At 57.9% G+C, this 21494-nt stretch carries 17 protein-coding genes; 15 read left to right on the top strand and 2 right to left on the bottom strand.

Features of this window, described 5'->3' with window-relative positions; genetic code table 11:
• The first annotated feature begins 17 nt into the window (after positions 1-17).
• From BRAGE_RS56985 to BRAGE_RS0128865, 15 genes are all read left to right on the top strand, one after another.
• On the top strand, positions 18-353 hold the full coding sequence (locus BRAGE_RS56985; RefSeq protein ID WP_231164267.1) for a hypothetical protein: 336 nt from the start codon (positions 18-20) through the stop codon (positions 351-353).
• A gap of 54 nt (positions 354-407) precedes the next feature.
• Entirely contained in the window at positions 408-1040 is a 633-nt protein-coding gene (locus tag BRAGE_RS0128925) for a NodA family N-acyltransferase (protein WP_027562753.1), read from the top strand.
• A complete protein-coding gene (gene nodB / locus BRAGE_RS49595; protein WP_035730173.1) occupies positions 1037-1696 on the top strand; it encodes a chitooligosaccharide deacetylase NodB in 660 nt (219 codons plus the stop codon). Before BRAGE_RS0128925 ends, nodB begins: the two co-directional genes overlap by 4 nt.
• A 16-nt stretch (positions 1697-1712) precedes the next feature.
• On the top strand, positions 1713-3089 hold the full coding sequence (gene nodC, locus BRAGE_RS0128920) for a chitooligosaccharide synthase NodC (protein ID WP_027562752.1): 1377 nt from the start codon (positions 1713-1715) through the stop codon (positions 3087-3089).
• 11 nt (positions 3090-3100) lie between these two features.
• Entirely contained in the window at positions 3101-3730 is a 630-nt protein-coding gene (nodS, locus tag BRAGE_RS0128915; protein WP_027562751.1) for a nodulation methyltransferase NodS, read from the top strand.
• 13 nt (positions 3731-3743) lie between these two features.
• Positions 3744-5453, top strand: coding sequence for a nodulation protein NodU (gene nodU, locus BRAGE_RS0128910; protein ID WP_027562750.1), 1710 nt, complete (start codon positions 3744-3746; stop codon positions 5451-5453).
• An 8-nt stretch (positions 5454-5461) separates the two neighbouring features.
• Complete coding sequence (gene nodI / locus BRAGE_RS0128905) at positions 5462-6376, top strand: nodulation factor ABC transporter ATP-binding protein NodI (protein WP_027562749.1); 915 nt, start codon at positions 5462-5464, stop codon at positions 6374-6376.
• A gap of 3 nt (positions 6377-6379) precedes the next feature.
• On the top strand, positions 6380-7168 hold the full coding sequence (locus BRAGE_RS0128900; protein WP_027562748.1) for an ABC transporter permease: 789 nt from the start codon (positions 6380-6382) through the stop codon (positions 7166-7168).
• Positions 7169-7491: 323 nt separating this feature from the next.
• A complete protein-coding gene (locus BRAGE_RS0128895) occupies positions 7492-9519 on the top strand; it encodes a carbamoyltransferase family protein (protein ID WP_027562747.1) in 2028 nt (675 codons plus the stop codon).
• A 172-nt stretch (positions 9520-9691) separates the two neighbouring features.
• Complete coding sequence (locus tag BRAGE_RS0128890) at positions 9692-10798, top strand: nodulation protein NodZ (RefSeq protein ID WP_108914594.1); 1107 nt, start codon at positions 9692-9694, stop codon at positions 10796-10798.
• Positions 10799-11530: 732 nt separating this feature from the next.
• Complete coding sequence (locus BRAGE_RS0128885) at positions 11531-12367, top strand: SDR family NAD(P)-dependent oxidoreductase (RefSeq protein ID WP_027562745.1); 837 nt, start codon at positions 11531-11533, stop codon at positions 12365-12367.
• A 184-nt stretch (positions 12368-12551) separates the two neighbouring features.
• The gene (nifA, locus tag BRAGE_RS0128880) at positions 12552-14375 is read left to right on the top strand and encodes a nif-specific transcriptional activator NifA (RefSeq protein ID WP_027562744.1); all 1824 of its coding nucleotides are present in this window, start codon (positions 12552-12554) and stop codon (positions 14373-14375) included.
• A gap of 568 nt (positions 14376-14943) precedes the next feature.
• Entirely contained in the window at positions 14944-15786 is an 843-nt protein-coding gene (locus tag BRAGE_RS0128875; protein ID WP_027562743.1) for an electron transfer flavoprotein subunit beta/FixA family protein, read from the top strand.
• Between the two features lie 1063 nt (positions 15787-16849).
• Positions 16850-18055, top strand: a complete 1206-nt coding sequence (locus tag BRAGE_RS49585) for a GFA family protein (RefSeq protein ID WP_035730169.1) — start codon at positions 16850-16852, stop codon at positions 18053-18055.
• Between the two features lie 6 nt (positions 18056-18061).
• Complete coding sequence (locus BRAGE_RS0128865; RefSeq protein ID WP_035730166.1) at positions 18062-18739, top strand: 2OG-Fe(II) oxygenase; 678 nt, start codon at positions 18062-18064, stop codon at positions 18737-18739.
• 758 nt (positions 18740-19497) lie between these two features.
• Here BRAGE_RS0128865 and BRAGE_RS0128860 read toward each other — a convergent pair.
• On the bottom strand, positions 19498-20814 hold the full coding sequence (locus BRAGE_RS0128860; RefSeq protein WP_027562740.1) for a peptide ligase PGM1-related protein: 1317 nt from the start codon (positions 20812-20814) through the stop codon (positions 19498-19500).
• 408 nt (positions 20815-21222) lie between these two features.
• Entirely contained in the window at positions 21223-21486 is a 264-nt protein-coding gene (locus BRAGE_RS0128855) for a hypothetical protein (RefSeq protein WP_027562739.1), read from the bottom strand.
• Positions 21487-21494 lie beyond the last annotated feature (8 nt).

The raw sequence follows: 21494 nt of genomic DNA, 5'->3' as shown, positions 1-21494 counted from the left end.
TCCACCGCATTCAGGGCGTGTCGAAGATGAAGAACCAGTGTGATCTGATGCCACTCGGCAGCGCCATCGATGAGGCGCCGCGCATCGAAGGCCTGCCGGCAGACGTCAAAACGTCGACAGAGATGTTAGACGAGGCCGAAAAGCTCCGTGCTGCAGACAGGATCTGGCTAGTCCACTCGCCTCACCGGCATCTTCCGGCCTATCTCGCGCGGGGCATTGGCCGGATGACGAGCGCGAACCATGAGATCGCTTCGTCGCGAGCGAAGGCGCATGGCGCGGTGCAGGCGAGGAGTGCCGCGCTCCGAGGGGGCATGGCAGCGCATTTCAGTATTGATCAGCGGTTCGGCGACTAGCGAATTCTCGTGACCATCTCCGCTCATAATTCCACCGGCGCAAGGAAGCCCGCCATGAACATTGCCGCATCCCGGACTGCGGGAGCCCCTACTGCGCGCGCTCAAGTGCAGTGGAGCCTCCGCTGGGAAAGCGAACTGCGGCTCTCTGATCATGCCGAGCTCGCCGAGTTCTTCCGCAAAAGTTACGGGCCGACCGGTGCGTTCAATGCGCAGCCATTTGAGGGCAACCGAAGTTGGGCCGGTGCAAGACCTGAGGTCCGCGTAATCGGTTACGACGCGCGCGGGATAGCTGCTCACATCGGGCTACTACGCCGTTTCATTAATGTTGGTGGGGTCGATCTTCTCGTTGGCGAACTGGGGTTATATGCGGTGCGCCCGGATCTTGAAGGCCTGGGAATTAGCCAGGCAATGCGCGTGATGTATCCCTTGCTGCAGCAGCTTGGGATTCCATTCGGCTTTGGCACGGTTCGGCCTGCGCTTGAGAAACATATGACCCGGCTGGTCGAAAGGCAGGGGCTCGCCACCCTCATATCTGGCATTCGCGTCCGCTCCACGCATCCGGATGTCTATCCCAATTTGTCGCCGATCCGCATCGAAGACGTGATCGTGGTGGTTTTTCCGGTTGGACGCTCGATAAGCGAGTGGCCGGCCGGGACGCTCATCGATCGGAACGGGCCCGAGTTATGAAAGAGCGTTTCCCCCTGTCTGCTGTCCGTTGCGACTACGCTGACGTGAGTGGAAGTCACGCCGTGCATTTGACCTTTGATGATGGGCCAAATCCATTTTGCACGCCAGAGGTGCTCGATGTGCTGGCGCAACATCGGACTCCGGCGACGTTCTTCGTGATCGGCACGTACGCGGCCGAACAACCTGAACTCGTTCGACGAATGATCGCGGAAGGGCACGAGGTCGCGAACCACACGATGACGCATCCGGATCTATCCAGATGCGGACCAGCGGAGGTACGCGATGAAGTTCTGGCGGCGAGCGAGGCGATCCGTTCGGCGTGCCCGCAGGCCTCACCCAGGCACATGCGAGCACCTTACGGCATGTGGACACAAGAGGTGCTCGCTGTGTCAGCGAGCGTTGGTCTCACAGCTGTGCACTGGTCGGTCGATCCGAGAGATTGGTCCCGCCCCGGGGTTGATAGAATTGTGAATTCAGTACTGGCGAGCGTTCGCCCGGGTGCAATTGTGCTCCTGCACGACGGATATCCTCCTGATGAGGAGCGACCGTGCACTGATGCCACGCTGCGCGATCAGACCGCCATCGCGCTGTCACATCTGATCCCGGCGCTACAACGGCGCGGGTTTGTAATCCGTCCACTCCCTCAACTTCACTGAAAAAAACTGACACCCTATGGACCTGCTCGCTACAACAAGCGCTGTCGCTGTTTCGTCTTATGCGCTGCTCTCGACGATCTACAAGAGCGCGCAAGCGCTTTATGCCCAACCGGCGACGAACCCATCGCTGCGGGACAACCTGGGACGATCGGAGCCGATCCTTCCCAGTGTAGACGTCATCGTACCGTGCTTCAACGAGGATCCAATCACGCTCGCCCAATGTCTGGAGTCGCTTGCGAGTCAAGACTACACCGGAAAGCTACAGGTGTATGTGGTCGACGACGGATCGGCAAATCGCGACGTTGTCGCGCCTGTACACAAAATCTATGCGAACGATCCGAGGTTCAGCGTCATCTTGCTGGCAAACAACGTTGGAAAGCGCAAGGCGCAGATCGCCGCAATACGCAGCTCATCCGGTGACTTGGTCCTCAATGTCGACTCGGATACGATACTTGCCGCTGACGTTGTCACGAAGCTTGTATTGAAGATGCACGACCCGGAAGTCGGTGCGGCCATGGGTCAGTTGATAGCGAGCAACCGCAGCCAAACCTGGCTGACCAGGTTGATCGATATGGAATACTGGTTGGCATGCAACGAGGAGCGCGCGGCGCAGGCGCGTTTCGGTGCCGTCATGTGCTGCTGCGGCCCGTGTGCCATGTATCGTCGCTCCGCGCTCGCCTTGCTTCTCGATCAATACGAAGCCCAATTCTTTCGTGGGAAGCCGAGCGATTTCGGCGAGGATCGCCATCTAACGATCCTCATGCTCAAGGCGGGATTTCGAACGGAATACGTCTCGGACGCGATCGCAGCAACAGTCGTCCCGGACAGCCTTGGGCCATATCTACGCCAGCAACTCCGCTGGGCGCGCAGTACCTTCCGGGACACGTTCCTTGCATTACGCCTGCTGCCAGAACTCGATGGCTATCTGACGCTAGACGTTGTCGGGCAAAATCTCGGCCCGTTGCTTCTCGCCCTATCATCACTGGCTGCGCTCGCACAGCTCCTAATCGGCGGCTCTGTACCCTGGTGGACGGGATTGACGCTTGCAGCAATGACAATGGTCCGCTGCAGTGTGGCAGCCCTTCGTGCTCGCGAACTGCGGTTTCTCGGCTTCGCGCTCCACACACCGATCAATATCTTTCTCTTACTTCCTTTGAAGGCCTATGCGCTTTGTACGTTGAGCAACAGCGATTGGCTATCGCGCAAGGTCGCCAATGTGCCGGCCGAAGGGGAAAAGCAGTCTGTCATCCTGCACCCGAACGCTGGACCAAGTGCTGCAAGTAAATGGGGAATGTCTGGAATAATTCATAAGGCGGGGCTTTCGAGCCCTGAGTCGAGCCTGACGGCAACGAAGAGTGTTTGCGGTTGCGATCGTTCGACCGCCTGCAAGTAGGTGATAGGCTCATGATCCCGGACGCAAACCATCAGCTATTAGAGCGGGAGTTGTCTGCCGACGATCCATGGCGCCTCGACAGCAGTTCCTTCGAGCAGGAGCGATACGCGCAAATGCTCCGGATGTCGCGTTGCAATGGAGACGTTGCGTGTGCCCTCGAAGTGGGATGTGCAGCCGGTGCATTCACCGGCATGTTGGCGCCACTATGCGAACGGCTCACTGTGGTCGATGTCATGCCGCAGGCCATCGAACGAGCGCGACGACGGACCAGGAAGTGGTCGCATATCACGTGGGTGACCTCCGACATCCAGCGGTTCTCGACCACCGAGCGGTTCGATTTGATTGTCGTGGCCGAAGTTCTTTACTACCTCAAGGACATTGTTGAGATGCATGCGGCTATCCGCAACCTAGTGAGTATGCTTGCGCCAAATGGAGCTCTGATTTTCGGGTCCGCACGTGATGCCACATGTCAACGATGGGGCCATGCTGCTGGTGCCGAAACGGTGATCGCTCTCTTCAACGAGAGCCTATCGGAGGTCGAGCGTCTGCATTGCCACACCGAGTCGGTCAACGAAGACTGCTTGATCGTCCGGTTCCGGAAGCCGGGTCATTCGTCAGAACAATCAAACGTCGGCCACTAGACCAGGGGATCGTATGCGCATCTGCGGCATCAAGTTGACACATGACGGGGCAATTGCTGTCGTCGAGGACGGGCGGCTTGTCTTTTGCACCGAGCAAGAGAAGCGCGGCAACAGTCCACGCTATCAATCCGTCGAGAATCTCGATGCAGTCGTGCTCGCCTTGGCGGAGCATGGCCTGGATCCGCGGGATATCGATCAGTTCGTCATCGACGGCTGGGATGGGGAGATTGAGTCGCAGTTCCAGGTCCTAAGTGGCGCTGTGCCGATCGCGCTGAAAGGGGCGCCGTATGTCGAGCGCCATGCTGAGGGCCTTCTTGATTCCGTCGACGGCTTTGGCCTGATCCTCGGAGGCAAGGTGTTTCCATATAAGAGCTACCCGCACGTTACGGGCCACGTCGCGTCAGCATATAGCACCAGTCCCTTTGCCAGCGCGGGAAAACCCGCGTTCTGTCTGGTATGGGATGGCTGCATCTTTCCGCGTCTTTATTATGTGGAACCCGGGGGGGCACGGTTCATCGCATCCCTGTTTCCGATGATCGGCCATGCCTATGCCGCCGCGGGTCTTCACTTCGGCCCTTACAGGCAGCCGAACCGCTCCAGTTGGGATTTAGGCATCGCCGGCAAGCTGATGGCTTACATCGCGCTTGGTTCTGTCGACGAAAGCATTGTGGCAGTGTTTCAGGAGCTCTATGAAAAGCGCTTCGCCGCTGACACGGAGCAGGCTCGTCGCTACCGCGCAGACATCAACAACGCAGAATCGTCGCTTGCAGCTGTGCACGACTTCTTCGAGGCAAGCGCATTGCGCCTGACGGCCAAGCGAGCGGAGGACGTCCTTGCGTCGTTTCATGTGTTCGTGGAACGTCTTCTTGTCAAGGAAATGGCGGTGGTTTTGCTGCGATACTCGTCGCTTCCAGGAGCGCGAAATCTATGTATCGCCGGAGGTTGCGGTCTCAATATCAAGTGGAACAGCGCGCTTCGTGCGGCGGGATTGTTCGATGATGTTTGGGTGCCGCCGTTTCCGAATGACAGCGGCTCGGCAATCGGCGCTGCTTGCGGCGCGATGGCAGCGCAAAATGGCTTCGGGCCATTGGAATGGTCAGTCTACAGTGGTCCGGCCCTGCAGGACAGCGAACTTCCGCCGGATTGGGAGGCGGCGCCATGCAGTCTGCATGAACTTGCGGTGATTCTGGCCGACAACAAGCCGGTCATCTTCCTTTCGGGGCGCGCCGAGCTTGGGCCGCGGGCGTTGGGCGGCAGAAGCATTCTTGCAGCGCCGACCTCCCCGGCAATGAAGGATCATCTCAACGACATTAAGCGTCGCGAGCACTTCCGGCCGGTGGCGCCGATCTGTCTGGAGGACCGGGCGCCAGAAATTTTCAGCCCAGGTACGCCGGATCCTTACATGCTGTTCGATCACCAGACCCGGGCGGAATGGCGCGACAAGGTCCCCGCTGTGGTCCATCTTGACGGCTCCGCTCGGCTGCAGACCATCTCCCGCAACTCTCCGCACAAAATCGCCGCGCTTCTCGTCGAATTTGAGCAACTCACGGGGTTACCGCTGCTCTGCAACACGAGCGCCAACCTCCACGGGCGGGGCTTCTTCCCGAATGCTGCCGCGGCCTGCCAATGGGAGCGTGTCGAGCATGTGTGGTGCGACGGCCAGCTCTGGACCAAAACGGTGGTAAGAAAGCCATTGTCGCCCGAGCGACTTTTGTCAGCCTAAGGGTGACCATGTCCACCGTAGCAATCGAGCTTGCCGACGTGAAAAAGTCATTTGGCGACAAGGTCATCGTCAATGAACTATCGTTCTCGGTTGCGCGCGGAGAATGCTTCGGCCTGCTTGGTCCAAATGGAGCTGGCAAGAGCACGATTGCGCGTATGCTCCTCGGCATGATTTCGCCGGACGCAGGCAAGATTACGGTCCTCGATGAGCCTGTGCCTTCCCGCGCTCGTGTGGCGCGCGTGCGCATCGGCGTGGTGCCGCAGTTCGATAACCTTGAACTCGAGTTCACCGTTCGAGAGAACCTGCTCGTGTTTGGTCGCTATTTCGGCATGAGCGCTCGCAAGATCGAGGCGGTTGCGCCATCGCTGCTCGAGTTTGCGCGCCTCGAAAGCAAGGCGGATGTGCGCGTGTCCGAGTTGTCCGGTGGTATGAAACGGCGGCTGACGCTGGCGCGTGCGCTAATCAATGACCCGCATCTGCTCGTGATGGACGAGCCGACGACTGGTTTGGATCCGCACGCCCGCCACCTGATTTGGGAACGTCTGCGAGTTCTGCTTGCGCGGGGCAAGACGATTCTCTTGACCACTCACTTCATGGAAGAGGCCGAACGCCTGTGCGATCGGCTGTGTGTCCTCGAGGGTGGACGCAAGATCGCCGAAGGCAAGCCGGACGACCTCATAGCTCAGCATATTGGCTGCAACGTGGTCGAAATCTATGGCGGTGATCCACATCAGCTCTGCGAGCTGATCAGGCCGCATGCACGGCACCTTGAAGTGAGTGGAGAGACGCTCTTTTGTTATGCGGCATATCCGGACCAGGTACGCGTGAAACTGCGCGGGCGAGCGGGCCTTCGTATTCTGCAGCGTCCCCCGAATCTCGAGGACGTGTTTTTGCGGCTGACCGGGCGCGAGATGGAGAAGTGAGCGATGGGTGAAAGTTATGCGGCAGTGATGCCCGCTAACGCATACAATTGGATTGCGGTATGGCGTCGGAACTTCCTAGCATGGAAGAAAGTCGCACTTGCATCGATTCTCGGCAACCTCGCAGATCCTATAACCAATCTGTTTGGCCTCGGCTTTGGGCTTGGACTGATCGTGGGGCGCGTTGAGGGGACGTCGTACATCGCGTTCCTGGCGGCAGGCATGGTCGCGACCAGCGCCATGACGTCCGCGACCTTTGAAGCCATGTATGCAGCCTTTGCACGCATGGACGCCAAGCGCACCTGGGAAGCAATCCTCTCCACTCAGCTCACGCTTGGCGACATCGTTCTGGGTGAACTGGTGTGGGCGGCCAGTAAGTCCGTTCTGGCCGGAACAGCGATCTGGATCGTCGCTGCCACGCTGGGTTATGCGTCATGGCCATCCATTCTGTATGCGATGCCGGCAATCGCCCTTACTGGCCTTGTCTTCGCCAGCCTGGCGATGGTCGTCATATCTCTTGCGCCAAGTTACGATTACTTCGTGTTTTACCAGACACTTGTCCTCACTCCTATGGTGTTTTTGTGTGGCGCGGTCTTTCCGACGAGCCAACTGCCCGGCTCATTTCAGCATTTCGCCGGCTTGTTGCCTCTCGCACATTCGGTCGACCTTATTCGCCCAGTGATGCTTGAGCGCGGCGCCGACAGCGCTGCCCTGCACGTAGGTGCGCTCTGCGTTTACGCGGTCCTGCCCTTTTTCGCGTCGACAGCACTATTTCGGCGCCGCCTGCTGCGTTGACGTGAGTTCAGCGAAAATGGAGAAAGTCACATCGATGCACTGTCACGATGCGTTCTGCGGTAGCTCGGGATGACCTCGTCTGTCACAGCAGCTGCTGCAATGGCCTTAAGAGGCCGCGATCGAGCAAGGTCTACGGCCGCCTGTTCGGTAGATCGGTGCGGACGCCAGCACCGTTACTTCTGGGCGCCCGTCGCTAGGCGCCGAGACGGGCTTTGCAATATTGTGTTGTGCTGTCGGGGCCGCGCACCCGACGGAGCGTGACCGTACAGATTAGATAGGTGGGACGCAGTAAGCGTTCCTGGCAGGATCATGTGGAGAACGGGATGTTGTGCCTGGGAGTGAGTGGCGGACTTGACAGGATCTATGAAAGCACGCCGGAGTTGCCGAATACATTTCTTCACGATGGCGCTGCGGTTCTTGTGCAGGATGGCCGCGTGATTGCTGCTGTCGAAGAGGAGCGCCTCAACCGCGTCAAGCACTCCAACAAGTTCCCGAGCAATTCGATCCGATACTGCCTTTCTACCGCTGGCGTTGAGCTCGGCGAGATTGACCGTATCGCGTTCTACGCGACTGAAGCCTACTGCAACACCATGCTCGAGCGTCTTTCTGTGTCTCAGCCCGTTCCGTTGGACGCCAAACTGTTGCTGCGCCAGCTGCTGGCACGGGAGTTCGGCGCTGAGATCGATCCGTCGCGCCTTTCCTTCGTGAATCACCACGAAGCGCATGCCGTGAGCGCGTTTGCCATGTCCGGCTTCGAGCAAAGTCTCGTTTTTGCCGTCGACGGCGGTGGCGATTTTCTCTCCGGCTTATTGGCGGTGGGGTCTGGCACCGAAATTGCGCAACTAGCAAGCTTCCCGGAACATAACTCCCTGGGGCTGTTCTATCTCGAGACGATCCGATATCTCGGCTACGGGTTGTTCGACGAGTACAAAGTGATGGGGCTTGCCCCGTATGGTGATCCCGCTCCCTATCGCGAGCTCTTCGCGCAGTTCTACGAGTTGTTGGAAAACGGTGGCTATCGCGTTCACCTGGATCGGGTCGGTCCGGTCCTGGTCCGCAACATCGAGGTTCGGCGAAAAGGAATGCCATTCACCCAACAGCATCGAGATGTCAGCGCTTCGCTGCAGGAGGCGCTGGAACGGATCGTGTTTCACATCCTACGACACCATCGTGAGGCGACGGGCATTACACGCCTGTGCTTGGCCGGGGGAGTAGCCCATAATTGCACGCTGAATGGTAAGCTGCTTTATTCCGGGCTATTTGACGACATCTTTGTTCAACCCGCGGCGCACGACGCCGGTTGCGCGCTCGGCGCTGCGTTGATGCTGTCAAACGAGCTGGGCAGGCCGGCGCCGCGGGAGCGACTGCCGGACGTTTATTGGGGGTCCGATCTCGGCAACGAGCAAGCCGTTGAGCATGAGCTCAACGCATGGTCAGGCCACCTCGACATTCAACGAAGTGATGACATAGCATCCAGTGCGGCAGACTGGATGGCGAATGGCGATGTAATCGGCTGGGTTCAGGGCCGCTCTGAGTTCGGCCCACGTGCGCTTGGTAACCGCAGCATTCTTGCGGACCCGCGGCCTGCGGAAAACAAGGACCGCATCAACGCGATGGTCAAGAAGCGCGAGGGCTATCGCCCATTTGCGCCATCTGTACTGGAGGAGGATGCGAGCGAGTTCTTTGAGCTCCCGGACGGCACGCGGCAGCTCCCCTTCATGAACTTCGTGGTTCGTGTGCGTGAAACCAAGCGTACCGTGCTCGGTGCGATCACACACGTTGATGGGACCGCTCGGCTGCAGACAGTATCGCGCAAGGCAAACCCCACCTACTGGGATGTAATTAATGCGTTCAAGAGGCGAACGGGAATCCCAGTTCTTCTGAATACCTCATTTAACAACAATGCCGAGCCGATCGTGGAGTCCGTGGCAGATGCGATCACCACGTTCTTAACGACTGACCTGGACGGACTTGTTGTTGGGCCGTTCCTCGTCAGAAAGCGGCCAGCATCACTGCAGGATTGGAGTGCACTGGGCGTTTCATTGCCGCCGTATGCATCCCTTCATCGTGTTCGCTCCCACACAGCGCCAGATCGTCAGGAAACGGTCTGCGAGATCCGCACAGGACATTCCGCCCGCGATGGTATGCGTATCTCACATGAGCTTTTCGAGATCTTGATGCGGATCGAGGGCGAGGCGTCGCTCGGCTGGCTTCTCGACGCAACCATGCAGGACCAGGCCAAGCGTGAAGATCTCGTGAGGGAGCTGCGGCTCGTGTGGGAGCTGCGTGGCGTTCGGCTTCATCCGCCGCGCGCGGCTTGCGGCTGCAATAAAGTGCAAAGCGAAACATAGCCGGAACTCATGAGCATGGCCATGCCTATGCCTGCAGCATGTGAGGAGGCCAGACCATCCGACGCACGGGGGTCATCGGGCATCCGACTGAAATCGGGCACGTCGACGCAACACCGATCAAGAAAAGACGGAAAGTGTTGCGAGAACGCGGCCCATCACGGATAGCGCTGCTATGAAGTTCTACCGACGCAGCTCGCCGGCACCGCGGTTTCAGACTGTGACGTCGGACAAGATGATACGTGAGACGTCTGCAATGACGTCTCTTGTCCAACCAGGAGCCCGGGAAGAGGCAATGCAGAGCGGTTCGAAGAATGATAGGTTCGTAGTTTCCCGGCGACGCACGGGGTTCGGCGACTGCCTGTGGTCACTGGCGGCAGCTTGGCGTTTTGCAAAGCAGACAGGACGGACGCTAGCCATTGATTGGCGGGGATCTTGTTATCTCGATGAGCCATCCACGAACGCCTTTCCAGTCTTCTTCGAACCGGTTCAAGCCATTGCTGGCGTGCGGGTGATTTGCGACGACGAGATCAATCATTATTCATTTCCGGGACCATTCTTCCCGGCATGGTGGAACAAGCCATCCATCGATTGCATCTACCGTCCGGACGAACAGATTTTCCGAGAACGCGACGAACTCGATCAACTGTTCCAAAGTCGGAAAGATAGTGACGCTAACACGGTTGTGTGTGACGCCTGCCTGATGTGGCGCTGCGATCAGGAGGCCGAACGAGAAATCTTCCGGAACATCAAGCCACGACCTGAAATTCAGTCTCGGATTAATGCGATCTACCGCGAGCACTTTGAATCGTACAGCGTAATCGGAATCCATGTCCGGCATGGCAACGGCGAGGACATTATGGGGCATGCTCCCTACTGGGCTGACCCGGAGCGCGCCTTGCGACAGGTCTGTAATGCCATTGATAAGGCTAGGGAGTTACCCCACGCAAAACCCGTGAAGGCTTTCCTGTGCACGGACAGCGCGATCGTCCTTGAGAAGGTTTCGACCATATTTCCTGATGTTTTCACGATTCCAAAACAGTTCCAGGCCCCTCAGGCCGGCCCATTGCACAACGCCACGCTCGGAGCCGAGGGCGGCTTTTCCGCCCTCATCGATATGTACCTCCTTGCGCGCTGCGACACTGTGATTCGTTTTCCCCCGACGAGCGCCTTTACGCGCTATGCGCGTCTCTTTGCCCCACGCGTTATAGAATTCGATTTGAACGATCCGAGCCGATTGATCCTGATTGAAGAATCCTCGCAAGCGCTCGTGGCTTCATGAGAGCCGTTGCCCGCGTGATCGATCTGATTGCCGCTTTTTGCATCCAGCAGTATTGGCAGATCTTTTCGGGGCGGGAATTGTCTGGCCGAAGTGATGCTCTGTCGCGAACTTCCACCGGAGAACAGAGCGACGCGGGGGCCGAATGTCTTCCGCTGAAGCTCGACGTCGACAACAATGACCTTAGTGTGGCTGCCGCCACGGTAAACAGGTGTAACACGTCCTCGCTTCGTGGGCGCAAGTCGACGCTAATCGGTCGTCCATCGCGGATGAATATATCGAAAGGCTCTCCGTTCATCCGGTGAGCTCCGTCTTGGCGGTCGGTACTCGCTGGTGTGAACGGGCGCTCTCGAAATCCACTATTTTGAAGAAACATTCAGTACGCCAGGTCGCGGTCCGGAATCAATCCGCCCGGCGATGTGCCAGTGCTGGATACGTCCGAGCAGGCCGCGATGAAGCCGGCATCAGTTGCCGACGAATCTAACGTACGACTCTGGTAACGTCAGCTTTCGAGTTGGGGCGCTGCTCGCAGCCTTGTCTTTACGACGGCGAGTGTGCTCGCTAGTTTACGTAGCTGATGCACCATCACTGTCGCAAAGCACACGCACTATGTCTTGAACGAACCGAGCATTCCGCGTGCGCGACACTAGGACGCAAAACGGAAGCGGATTTACATGCATCGCAGTGGCCCAAATCCTGCTACGCATGCCGCACGCAGCAGGAGAGGAGGCGGGCGTGGATCTCGATCTGCCAAAGAACGATCTGATCGAAGGCCAGGTGCCCGACACAAATTTAGCTTGCCCTTTTCAGACCGATAAAGCCCGTGTTCATGGCAGAGAACAGAAAGTGATGTTGCTCACCGGAGCATCGCGCGGAATTGGTCACGCCACTGCCAAGCTGTTCTCTGAGGCGGGCTGGCGCATCATTTCTTGCGCGCGTCAGCCGTTCGACGGCCAGCGATGCCCCTGGGAGGCAGGGAACGAAGATCACGTGCAGATCGACCTCAGCAATCATCGAATGCTGCCGCGCGCGATCACTGAGGTCAAAAAGCGCTTGGCCGGTGCACCTTTGCACGCACTGGTGAACAATGCCGGCGTCTCGCCGAAAACGCCCGCTGGCGATCGGATGACGTCGTTGACGACGTCAATCGAGACCTGGATGAGGGTGTTCCATCTCAACCTGGTGGCCCCGATCCTCCTGGCGCAGGGGCTGTTTGACGAGCTAAGAGCCGCGTCAGGATCGATCGTGAATGTGACTTCGATTGCGGGCTCGCAGGTGCACCCGTTTGCGGGCAGTGCCTATGCGACGTCGAAAGCTGCGCTCGCGAGCCTGACACGCGAAATGGCCCACGATTATGCACCGCATGGTATTCGCGTGAATGCGATCGCGCCCGGCGAGATCAGGACCGACATGTTATCGCCCGACACAGAAGCGCGTCTCGTGCCAAGTATCCCGCTTCGCAGAGTGGGAACCCCGGACGAAGTGGCCAAGGTCATCTTCTTCCTGTGCTCGGATGCGGCGAGCTATGTCGCGGGGGCCGAGGTGCCGGTCAATGGTGGGCAGCATCTGTGAATCAGCCGGCCTTGGGGACACCGCTGACTTGAGCTGCAGCAGCGGTAGTTATGTTCTCCGGTGAGGACGCGTGCGCAATCTGCAAAATAGAATGAAAGCACACCGTAAGTTTACCGTCGTGCCATGAAAAGGTGTTACGGTTCTATGTCATCTCGTGAACACTTGGCGTCAGATCGAGAGTGACATGCAAAACGAAGCTCGCCAACCCGGACAAAGTACCAGGGAGGATGATCGAGAGAACGGAGACCGCCTCATGCTGGATATACCTTCCTCATGCGAACGACCCGCACCGCAACCGGAGCCGGAACGTAAGCTCTCGAGCGAGCCGTTGCGTGAGAGCGCGCTGACCGGCATCTTCGAGATATCGAAAATACTCACCGCTCCTTGTCGGCTCGAGGTCACGTTAGCCAACGTTCTTGATCTTCTGCAGTCGTTTGTGCAGATGCGCCACGGCATCGTTTCACTGTTCGATGACGACGGCATGCCGGACATTACAGTGGGGGCGGGCTGGAGCGAAGGCAGCGACGAACGTTACCGAATGCGGCTGCCGCGGAAAGTAATCGACCAGATCATCGCGACGGACAGGCCTGTTGTTGTCGAGAGCGTGGCCGCCGAGCCGGTATTCAGCGCTGCCGACCGGGAAGTGCTCGGCGCCTCTGATGATATGCCAGTGTCGTTCATCGGGGTTCCGATTCGCATTGAGCCGAAGGTCGTGGGTACGCTGACGGTTGATCGTATCCGGGACGATAGGTCGAGTCTCGGGATCGAGTACGATGCGCGACTGCTCGCCATGATCGCCAACCTGGTGGGACAAACAGTGAAGTTACATCGCTTGTTCGCCTGCGATCGCGAACGATTGATGGCGGAGAAAGACCGGCTACAAAAGCAGGTACTCGACCTCAGGCAACCCCCTCGGGAGCGCAAGAAGCTACACGCCCATGGAATCATTGGCGACAGTCCGGCCCTCCGCGGGCTGCTGGAGAAGATCGCGATTGTAGCCAGATCTAATAGCACGGTTCTGCTGCGTGGCGAATCCGGTACCGGAAAGGAACTCGTAGCCAAGGCCATTCACGAATCATCGTCCCGCGCCAGGCGCCCGTTTGTTAAGCTGAATTGCGCGGCGCTTCCTGAGACCGTCCTGGAATCAGAATTGTTTGGACATGAGAAAGGCGCCTTTACCGGTGCGTTCAGCTCGCGCAAGGGACGCTTCGAACTTGCTGACAAAGGAACGCTGTTTCTTGACGAGATTGGCGAGATCTCAGCTCCGTTCCAGGCGAAGTTGCTGCGCGTTCTCCAAGAGCAGGAGTTCGAGCGCGTCGGCAGCAACCAGACTGTTAAGGTCGATGTTCGAGTGATAGCTGCGACCAACAAGAACCTTGAAGAGGCTGTCGCAAGGAGCGAGTTCCGCGCGGACCTTTACTATCGCATCAGTGTAGTTCCCCTGCTGTTGCCGCCCTTGCGCGAAAGACGCAGTGATATTCCGCTTCTTGCCAGGGAGTTCCTCAAAAATTTCAATAACGAGAACGGTCGTACTCTGACCTTGGAGGCGAGCGGGATCGATGTACTGATGAACTGCGGCTTTCCGGGAAATGTCCGCGAACTCGAAAATTGCATCGAGCGGACAGCGACGCTGTGCGCCGGATCATCGATTGTGAGAAGTGACTTTGCATGCTGCCACGGCCAGTGTCTTTCTGCGATGCTGTGGAAAGGCACCTCCGACGAGAGACTGGACCAGCCCGCACCCACGCCGTCGGTGCCTGCAAAATCCACCATTCCGCTAGCTGAAGCGACCCAGCCGGTCCAGTCTGTCGGCGGCGAACTGGCCTCACTGGGGCCTCCCGGCACAGTTCTCGTTAGTGGCGCCAAGATGGCCGATCGCGAACGGGTCATTGCGGCCATGGAAAGATCTGGATGGGTGCAGGCAAAAGCAGCGCGCCTGCTCGGACTAACGCCGCGTCAAATTGGCTACGCGCTGAGGAAATATGGAATAGAGATAAAGCGGTTCTGAACGACGACATCGGTCGGAACTGCTACTGCCAAATAGCTATACGAGAACGATCTCCGATAGGCATTCTCATCACAATCTGAAGGAAATGGGTCCGCTCACGGGGGCAACTTGGCCCCGAGCATCCCGCGCGCGGGACTGCTGTCGAAGGGCGGGCTCACCTGGTTCGATGACAAAGGGACTTGCTCACAATGACATACTAAGCGTCATTGCGGGCCATGCAATCGCGAACAGTCGGTTGCGGATCATGTAACGAGCGTCATGCCTATCCGTCGATCAAGCTCCGGACTAGTGAGCGCCAATGCTCAATGAACGTCACCCGGTCAGCCGGTCGCCGGTGATTGGCGGGGTAATCTGTCGCAAGCCGTCCTAGCATCACCCAGCTGGCGCGGCCCGCTGAAAAACGTTGTCGCAGTTCTGACAGTGTTAGGATTCGTTCGTCGGGGAGCGGCCTAGAGGCGCGCATTACCGGGACTAAGCCTCTGTGATGGCAAGCTGATCCCAAAGGACGGGCGATGGTACGACACTTGCTGTGCTCTCCGCAGCTGTCGCAGCTTTTGGGAGCAACACCGTGCACAACGTCGTCTGCATCAAACAGGTTCCGGACTCGGCGCAGATCCGCGTGCACCCCGTGACCAATACAATCATGCGTCAGGGAGTGCCGACCATCATTAACCCATATGACCTCTTCGCCCTCGAGGCCGCGCTGGAGCTGCGCGATCGGTTCGGCGGCGAAATCACGGTGCTTACAATGGGACCGCCATCGGCGGAAGATTCTTTGCGAAAGGCGCTGACTTACGGCGCCGATCGCGCCGTCCTGCTTACTGATCGCTGCTTTGCGGGCTCCGACACCCTGGCCACGACGTATGCACTTGCAACTGCCATCCGAAAAATCGGTAAGGAATATGGCCCGACAAACCTCATCTTCACGGGGAAGCAGACCATCGACGGCGATACCGCGCAGGTTGGCCCCGGCATCGCAAAGCGGCTGGGCGTATTGCAGCTAACCTACGTTGCGAAAGTCAGATCCTTAGATCTTGCCGCCCATACAATTGAAGCGGAACGACGCTCCGAAGGTGGTGTCCAGGTGCTGCACACGAGGCTGCCCTGTCTCATCACCATGCTGGAGGCAACGAATCAGATTCGGCGAGGCGCGATGGCGGATGCCTTGCGCGCCGCGCGCGCCAAAATCGTGAAATGGAGCGCAAACGATGCCGGTATCGAGGACGTCTCCAAATGCGGCCTCAAGGGATCGCCGACTGTCGTCAAGCGAGTGTTCGCTCCCTCTGCGCGGGCTGAGAAGGCAGTGCTGGTCGAGGCCGGCGAGCAACCGGCGCAGGCGTTGATAGACGCGATTTTCAAGCGTCAGCCGAAGCTCGAAGCCGATCTTGCTGCGCTTGCCCGTGCCGCTTGATCTGGAGCGAAACGGTCAAAGATGTACCAACACCATGAGGCACTCGCGTGGGCGCGCAAGATCTAGCTAGGTATTTCGGCTCGCGACCTGCGCGTTCTGGTCCACGGCGTTCTTCAATTTCCAAGGGCATCGGGGACCGCGTGTTCCCTAGACCGCGTCATGGCCTCGATCAATGCCCGGAGTTGGTCGCGATTGTCAGGCCGCATCGACCTGCGAATGGGTCCAGATCCCACTATATGGTCGTGTTCGATGGCGTTGAGGCAACTGCTTAGCGCGTAGTTGTCGCGAGCGAAGATGGATTACGTCAGCGGACGGGATCACCATGCTAGCGCCTGCTCCCCAAAGCGCTTGTCGCGCTGTTCAAGGCGCGAGACTTTTGTGGCACTTTGGGCCAATCTCCGCGATTCAGTATCCCGAACTCATTGGCCCGTTGTGAGTGGCGGCCGGCCGGCTCTTCGCCGCCTGGTGTCCGTCAGCCGTGCAAGCGCTGTCGGGTTCAATTCACTTGCGACGTCGGTCGCGATTTTGTCAATGTACTCAAAAATCTTTGGGGCGAGTGCACGAGTTGGCACGGTGATTGCTGTAAGCGTGCAAGAAGACATTGTGGTGGCACTCGCGAACGTGAAACATAGCGTCGGTCTCTTTGAGAATCTCGTGGCGGCCAGCAGCGAGCCAGGTAGATGCGGATAATCCTTGCAATGCTGTACGAAGCTCATAGCGGTTCGATCGACTGGCAGGAGCAGCAACAGCGAGGGCCTGCGCGGCGTAATATCTCACCATGACGCTGAAAGCGTATGATGGCCGGCCCGGAAATTCGCGGCATCCAACGTTTCGCGGACCGGAATCCGTCTTGATCGCCGCCGCTCAGTTGATCTACGTGCTCCGTTCGATGCGGGTGAGCAGCACTGAACATGCCGCTGTCTGCTACCGCGAAGGCGCAACCAAGAATGTCGCCTGGATGGTGAACGCGAAGACAAGCCCATCGAACCAACGAACTCGCGGTGGCCAATAGCTAGCGCGATGCTCCGTCAAAGACCGTTCTCTCCTCATCACCAGGAGTCACATGACATCTCAAGCGTCTCGATTGACACCCGATCAGTCTCCGCAGATATGCTGCAAGTATTTGACTGAGCAAGCACGAGCCCTGTTCGGCCCGCACCCGTTCGCTGCGGAGATGTCCGAGGACCAGGCCGCTCGCCTGCTGCCTGACTATCTTGCGATGTCACAGGCGTTCCCGTACCTGCAGGCGGGGTCGCAACGGGATCTCATTTTCGATGCAATGAATCACAATCGAGATATTGCGAGGGACATCGAACTGACCAGCGTGGTTGGAAATTTCATCTGTTGGGATGAGACGGGCGGTTATGGCCAAATTCTCCAGGGAGGCAAGGCGGCGCTACCCGACATTCTGGTGACTGAGAACTTCCACTCCAACCTGCTTAGAAAGGATGCGTCGCAACTACTCGGCAGAGCAATACGGCCCAACTACAGCGCCACGACCAAGCAGTACCTGCATTCTCTCTATGCCGGATTGTCATCGAAAGATCCCTTAGTGCGTTGCGCCTACATGGTCGCTTTTGAGCTACATGCTGCGGACATGATCGAGTCGCTATGGAGCACTCTGGTCAAAACCTTTAAGGCGCGGCCTGACGATCTTGAGTACTTCCGCAGCCACGTCGGCGGAGAAGATCCTGCGGAGAAGTACCACGGAGAAATGACAGGCCGGCTGATTGGCGAACTTATCCCGGCTGATAGGAATAACCGCTTTTTGGATGAATTCGATCGAGCCTATCGGCTCAGCCTACAGTGGTGCCGCGATCTGCGCCGAATTGTCTCACTGAAGGGAGATGATCACTCGGAGGTCGAGCACCATGGCCGTTGTCATTGTGGTTCTGTCAAGTTCTACGTCAAAGCACCGCGAGAGCTCTCTGCAGTTCGATGCAACTGTTCAATCTGCGAAATGTCTGGATTTCTGCACTTGCTCGTACCCGGCAATAAGATTCGCATTGAGTGCGGCGAAGAATTCCTCACGACGTATCAGTTCAATAAGAACATCGCTCGGCACACGTTTTGCCGGGTTTGTGGCGTAAAGCCATTCTATAGGCCGCGCTCAAATCCCGACGGATTCAGCGTAAATATTCGATGCCTTGATAAAGGGACCATCGAACGCATAACAGTGAGCGAGTTCGATGGCGAGCATTGGGACCAAGCCTTCCGCTCGCTGCACCAGGACCTTCAGTCCTGCGTCGAAGATAAAACCCTGGAGTGAACTCGAATGGCACGCGCAATGAATCATAAATCTCGTCTTCTTTCAGAAGAAGCTTTGACAAAATACCGCATAGAACTGCTGGTAAAGGGGACGGTCGTGATCGGCCCCCAGATATTGTTCACCCAAGATGACTTGTCCAAGATCAATCAGCTGCAGGCTGAGATTTCCGAAGAGGAAGTGAGGCAGGGAGATGCCGGCGACTCGCACAATGTTTTCGTCAAGCGCGTGAGGGTAGACCCGCCCGGCCGCGCTCCTAGCGACGTGGGCGGTGCAGCTCCACGGCAGATCATGGAACTACTTGAAAGGAAAGACCGCAGCTTCGCGGTAAGAAAGATCTTGGGGGCCACGTCGGATCACGTGATTCGCAGATGCCAAATGCATCGGATGCCTCCTGGTTCGTTTGTTGGCATTCATCTGGATTCTGCGAGCGATCCGGATTTCGAGTACGCGGTCATCGTGCAGCTGGCGAGGGACTTCGAGGGCGGGGAGTTCGTGGTATATCCAAGCGGGTACGAACACCAGGTATTCCGACCGCCATTTGGCGCTGTGCTTGTCACCACATGTAAGCTCCGGCACGAGGTGAAGCCTGTGCTGTCCGGCGAGCGCCGATCGCTGGTCTACTTCTGTTCAAAACGTAGCGGCGCGAACCGCCGGATCATCGAAAGTTCTACCGCTGGCACATGAGGTGGGGTGGCTGAGATCGCTTTCGAATGAATTTGGTAAGGGGTGAGCTCTCAGGAGAGGGTAGTAGCTTGGCATCTTGTGCTCAGACTGGTTCTGGCAAAAGCTGCCGGGGCGACGCGCATGTGGAAGAAGAGTTGCTTTGGAACGAACCGGATCTCGCCGCCCGGACCCGATTCGTTCAACCTGCGCAAGCCCAGCTGCCGCGCTTGATCCCGAGCCACCGCGACCGCGTACAAGCCTCCAGCAGGTCGTCAATGATCAGGATGGTACGATACCGTCAATTTCCTGTTCGTGCCTGTGAACGATGCGGGCGTTACTGATGGCGGCGCCCACTGGTCGCTTCTGTTGGTTGAGGCGCGTGCCTACCGCCCCGGTTGCCTATCACTATGACTCCGCCCAGTCTGCCAACAGTACCGTTTGCAGAACAGCTCGCAGCACGTCTCGGCTTCCGCCTGCAACCGGCCCGCTGGCCCGGCAGCAGAACGGCCTGGATAGGGTACCCAGGTGGTAGACGCGACGCCAGCGCTGATTGGACGATTGGCGCAGGGCGAGCGGCCAGTCCATGAGCGGCTGCACCTCGAGCACCTCATCGCGATCGGCACTTCAGTAGCGACTTAAGGGTGGTCCCGATTGGGGCTGACAGAGCTCGAGCTAGACGAGGCAAACATTCACGTCCCGTCGTCAGGTATCTCACGCGATCGAAAGCAGGGACAAGTTCAGATCATGAGCGGTTGAAGATATGGTCGCTGGGATCTCAATCAAACGATTCGCAGTAAATGATACTGCAGATCGCGGGCCGCTGCCCTATCGCGCGCAATCACAAGGCACTCCACGGTGCCAGCCTCTGGGTCGGCAGCAAGCGGGATCACGCCCTCCTTGCGTGTGCGGTCGAACAGAAATCCTTCCTTGACCAAACGATCATGCGCTATTTGTAGGGATCCTGATCGAACATTTCTTACGGATAAAAGAACGTTGCAACCGGAATAGTCGAAACCCAGCAGCCGGACGGCAATGGTGTGTAACACCGAGCCGCCACCCCAACGGCCGTTCGCTTCGTTAAACAGCAGCCGTCCGTCATCCGCGAAAATGGCGTCAATGTTGATCATTCCGCGATATCCCAGGTTTCGCGCAAGCGCCACAAATCGGTAGGCATGCGCCTGGGCAGTCAACCATTGTTCGTTCCTCAGGTCGCTTGGTAGCTCAAGTCCTGTCCAGATCAGAGCTCTTTCGGATCGGTCGGCGCTTTTACGCAGACGTATGTTTCCACTGCTCATGAAAACGATTGAACCATCATCCTCGATTTCATACTCGAGATAGAACAAAGACGTCGCCAGGTGGTACGACTCCACGACGAGCGTCTTACATGACGCCGTTGTCATCTCGGACCAAAGCGCGTCAGGATCAAACGACGTCCATGGAATTCGCCGGGTATCTCTTGCCCCAGGTAGTGGATCGCTTTCATTGCCGGTCAGGATGACATTTCCGACTCCGCCGGCTCCATTGTCCAGCTTTACAATGACGCTGCCGGTCGCGGTTCTAAGTGAAGTGACCGCTCTGAATAACTCGTTTGAGTCTGTCGTGATAGATCCATTCGGCAGTGGAAGTGCGACGCTTGTCGCCAATTGACGGAAGTGGCTCTTGCGGTTCAACAGATCAGGCCCCCGCTGCAGAGCGAAGTCGTCGCCTGTCTGCGGTATACCGAGCATGGCCGCCAGGCGTGCGACGCCTTCAGTAGAGTAACAGGGATACAATCGCCAGGTTGATTTCTGACGAATATGTCTGTTGATTCGCTCAACAACAGTCTTGGACAGGAGTGTGCAATCATCAAGCACCGGCGATTGGCTGCCGCCTTGAGGTACAAGCAAACAGAGGCTCGATGCGTCGAAATTGAGCGTCGCGCCAATGAAGGATAGCAGATCCGCGGGGATGACCACCGGAGAGACTATCAGGTCACCCTCATGAGCAAACCACGCTGAACGGTATGCCGAATTGGCGGCCAGCGAAAGTTGAGCTGGTGTCAGATCGGAGCCCGACATTTGAGCCGTACCGGCATTCATGATCAGGATCCGCGGCATCCGCGACCTCCGGGCATTTGGGCGCGATCAGACAGGAATCGTGATGCCAACAATGGTGAACCTGCTGCGCCGCGTTGAGCACTGAGCGAAGCTTGATTTGGCGCCGTCCTGCTCCGAGAGAGGCGAGGTCGGTGAGCGCGAGCGATATGGTCGGTCTGTCGGGCGAGGCCGACGTAGCTGAGAGGCTGCCCTTCGAAATGGATCGCCGTTTCGCGGGGAGTATACGCAGCTTTTCGGTCGGTCAGGCTGCGGAGATTCAACTCGATATTCAAGCGCCTCACGCCCGCATAGTACGCTTGCAGCGAGTGGCGTCCGCCGCAACCCGGAATTGCTTGGCGAGTCTCCGATGACATGATTCGGGGCCTTTATACAGGCTATGATCAGACGGCCTTGGAGGGATGATGGTTCTCATGGGTTGCGAACAATGAATATTGCTTGAGGGATCTCGGCCGATTGATCACTCTCTCTGTTCTGCTGGGCGACGGTCGTGTGCATCTGTCCGTAGTGATAAAAACACCACGAAGACAGTTTCTTGCCGCGTCTTTGATATACGGGCTCGCCGCACATATAGGCCTCTCTGGCATCTCCATCTTTGAAGCCGATGATGCAGCGGCATTGGCCTTCAATATGGTCGATCAACAGGACCTTCTTGAGGCCGTCGGGCTCTTTCAACTTGCTGC

This window comes from Bradyrhizobium genosp. SA-4 str. CB756 (assembly GCF_000473125.1).
GTDB classification, from domain to species: Bacteria; Pseudomonadota; Alphaproteobacteria; order Rhizobiales; family Xanthobacteraceae; genus Bradyrhizobium; species Bradyrhizobium arachidis.
The sequence above is the reverse complement of the archived record's forward strand: the minus strand, read 5'-3'. Positions and strand labels throughout refer to the sequence as shown.

What these genes read in the sequence shown, in the direction of transcription:
- BRAGE_RS49585 (WP_035730169.1), top strand. Translation starts at nt 16,850, where the DNA reads ATGACATCTCAAGCGTCTCGATTGACACCCGATCAGTCTCCGCAGATA.
- nodB (WP_035730173.1), top strand. Translation starts at nt 1,037, where the DNA reads ATGAAAGAGCGTTTCCCCCTGTCTGCTGTCCGTTGCGACTACGCTGAC.
- nifA (WP_027562744.1), top strand. Translation starts at nt 12,552, where the DNA reads ATGCAAAACGAAGCTCGCCAACCCGGACAAAGTACCAGGGAGGATGAT.
- BRAGE_RS0128860 (WP_027562740.1), bottom strand. Translation starts at nt 20,814, where the DNA reads ATGCCGCGGATCCTGATCATGAATGCCGGTACGGCTCAAATGTCGGGC.
- nodS (WP_027562751.1), top strand. Translation starts at nt 3,101, where the DNA reads ATGATCCCGGACGCAAACCATCAGCTATTAGAGCGGGAGTTGTCTGCC.
- BRAGE_RS0128925 (WP_027562753.1), top strand. Translation starts at nt 408, where the DNA reads ATGAACATTGCCGCATCCCGGACTGCGGGAGCCCCTACTGCGCGCGCT.
- nodU (WP_027562750.1), top strand. Translation starts at nt 3,744, where the DNA reads ATGCGCATCTGCGGCATCAAGTTGACACATGACGGGGCAATTGCTGTC.
- nodI (WP_027562749.1), top strand. Translation starts at nt 5,462, where the DNA reads ATGTCCACCGTAGCAATCGAGCTTGCCGACGTGAAAAAGTCATTTGGC.
- BRAGE_RS0128900 (WP_027562748.1), top strand. Translation starts at nt 6,380, where the DNA reads ATGGGTGAAAGTTATGCGGCAGTGATGCCCGCTAACGCATACAATTGG.
- nodC (WP_027562752.1), top strand. Translation starts at nt 1,713, where the DNA reads ATGGACCTGCTCGCTACAACAAGCGCTGTCGCTGTTTCGTCTTATGCG.
- BRAGE_RS0128895 (WP_027562747.1), top strand. Translation starts at nt 7,492, where the DNA reads ATGTTGTGCCTGGGAGTGAGTGGCGGACTTGACAGGATCTATGAAAGC.
- BRAGE_RS0128890 (WP_108914594.1), top strand. Translation starts at nt 9,692, where the DNA reads ATGAAGTTCTACCGACGCAGCTCGCCGGCACCGCGGTTTCAGACTGTG.
- BRAGE_RS0128865 (WP_035730166.1), top strand. Translation starts at nt 18,062, where the DNA reads ATGGCACGCGCAATGAATCATAAATCTCGTCTTCTTTCAGAAGAAGCT.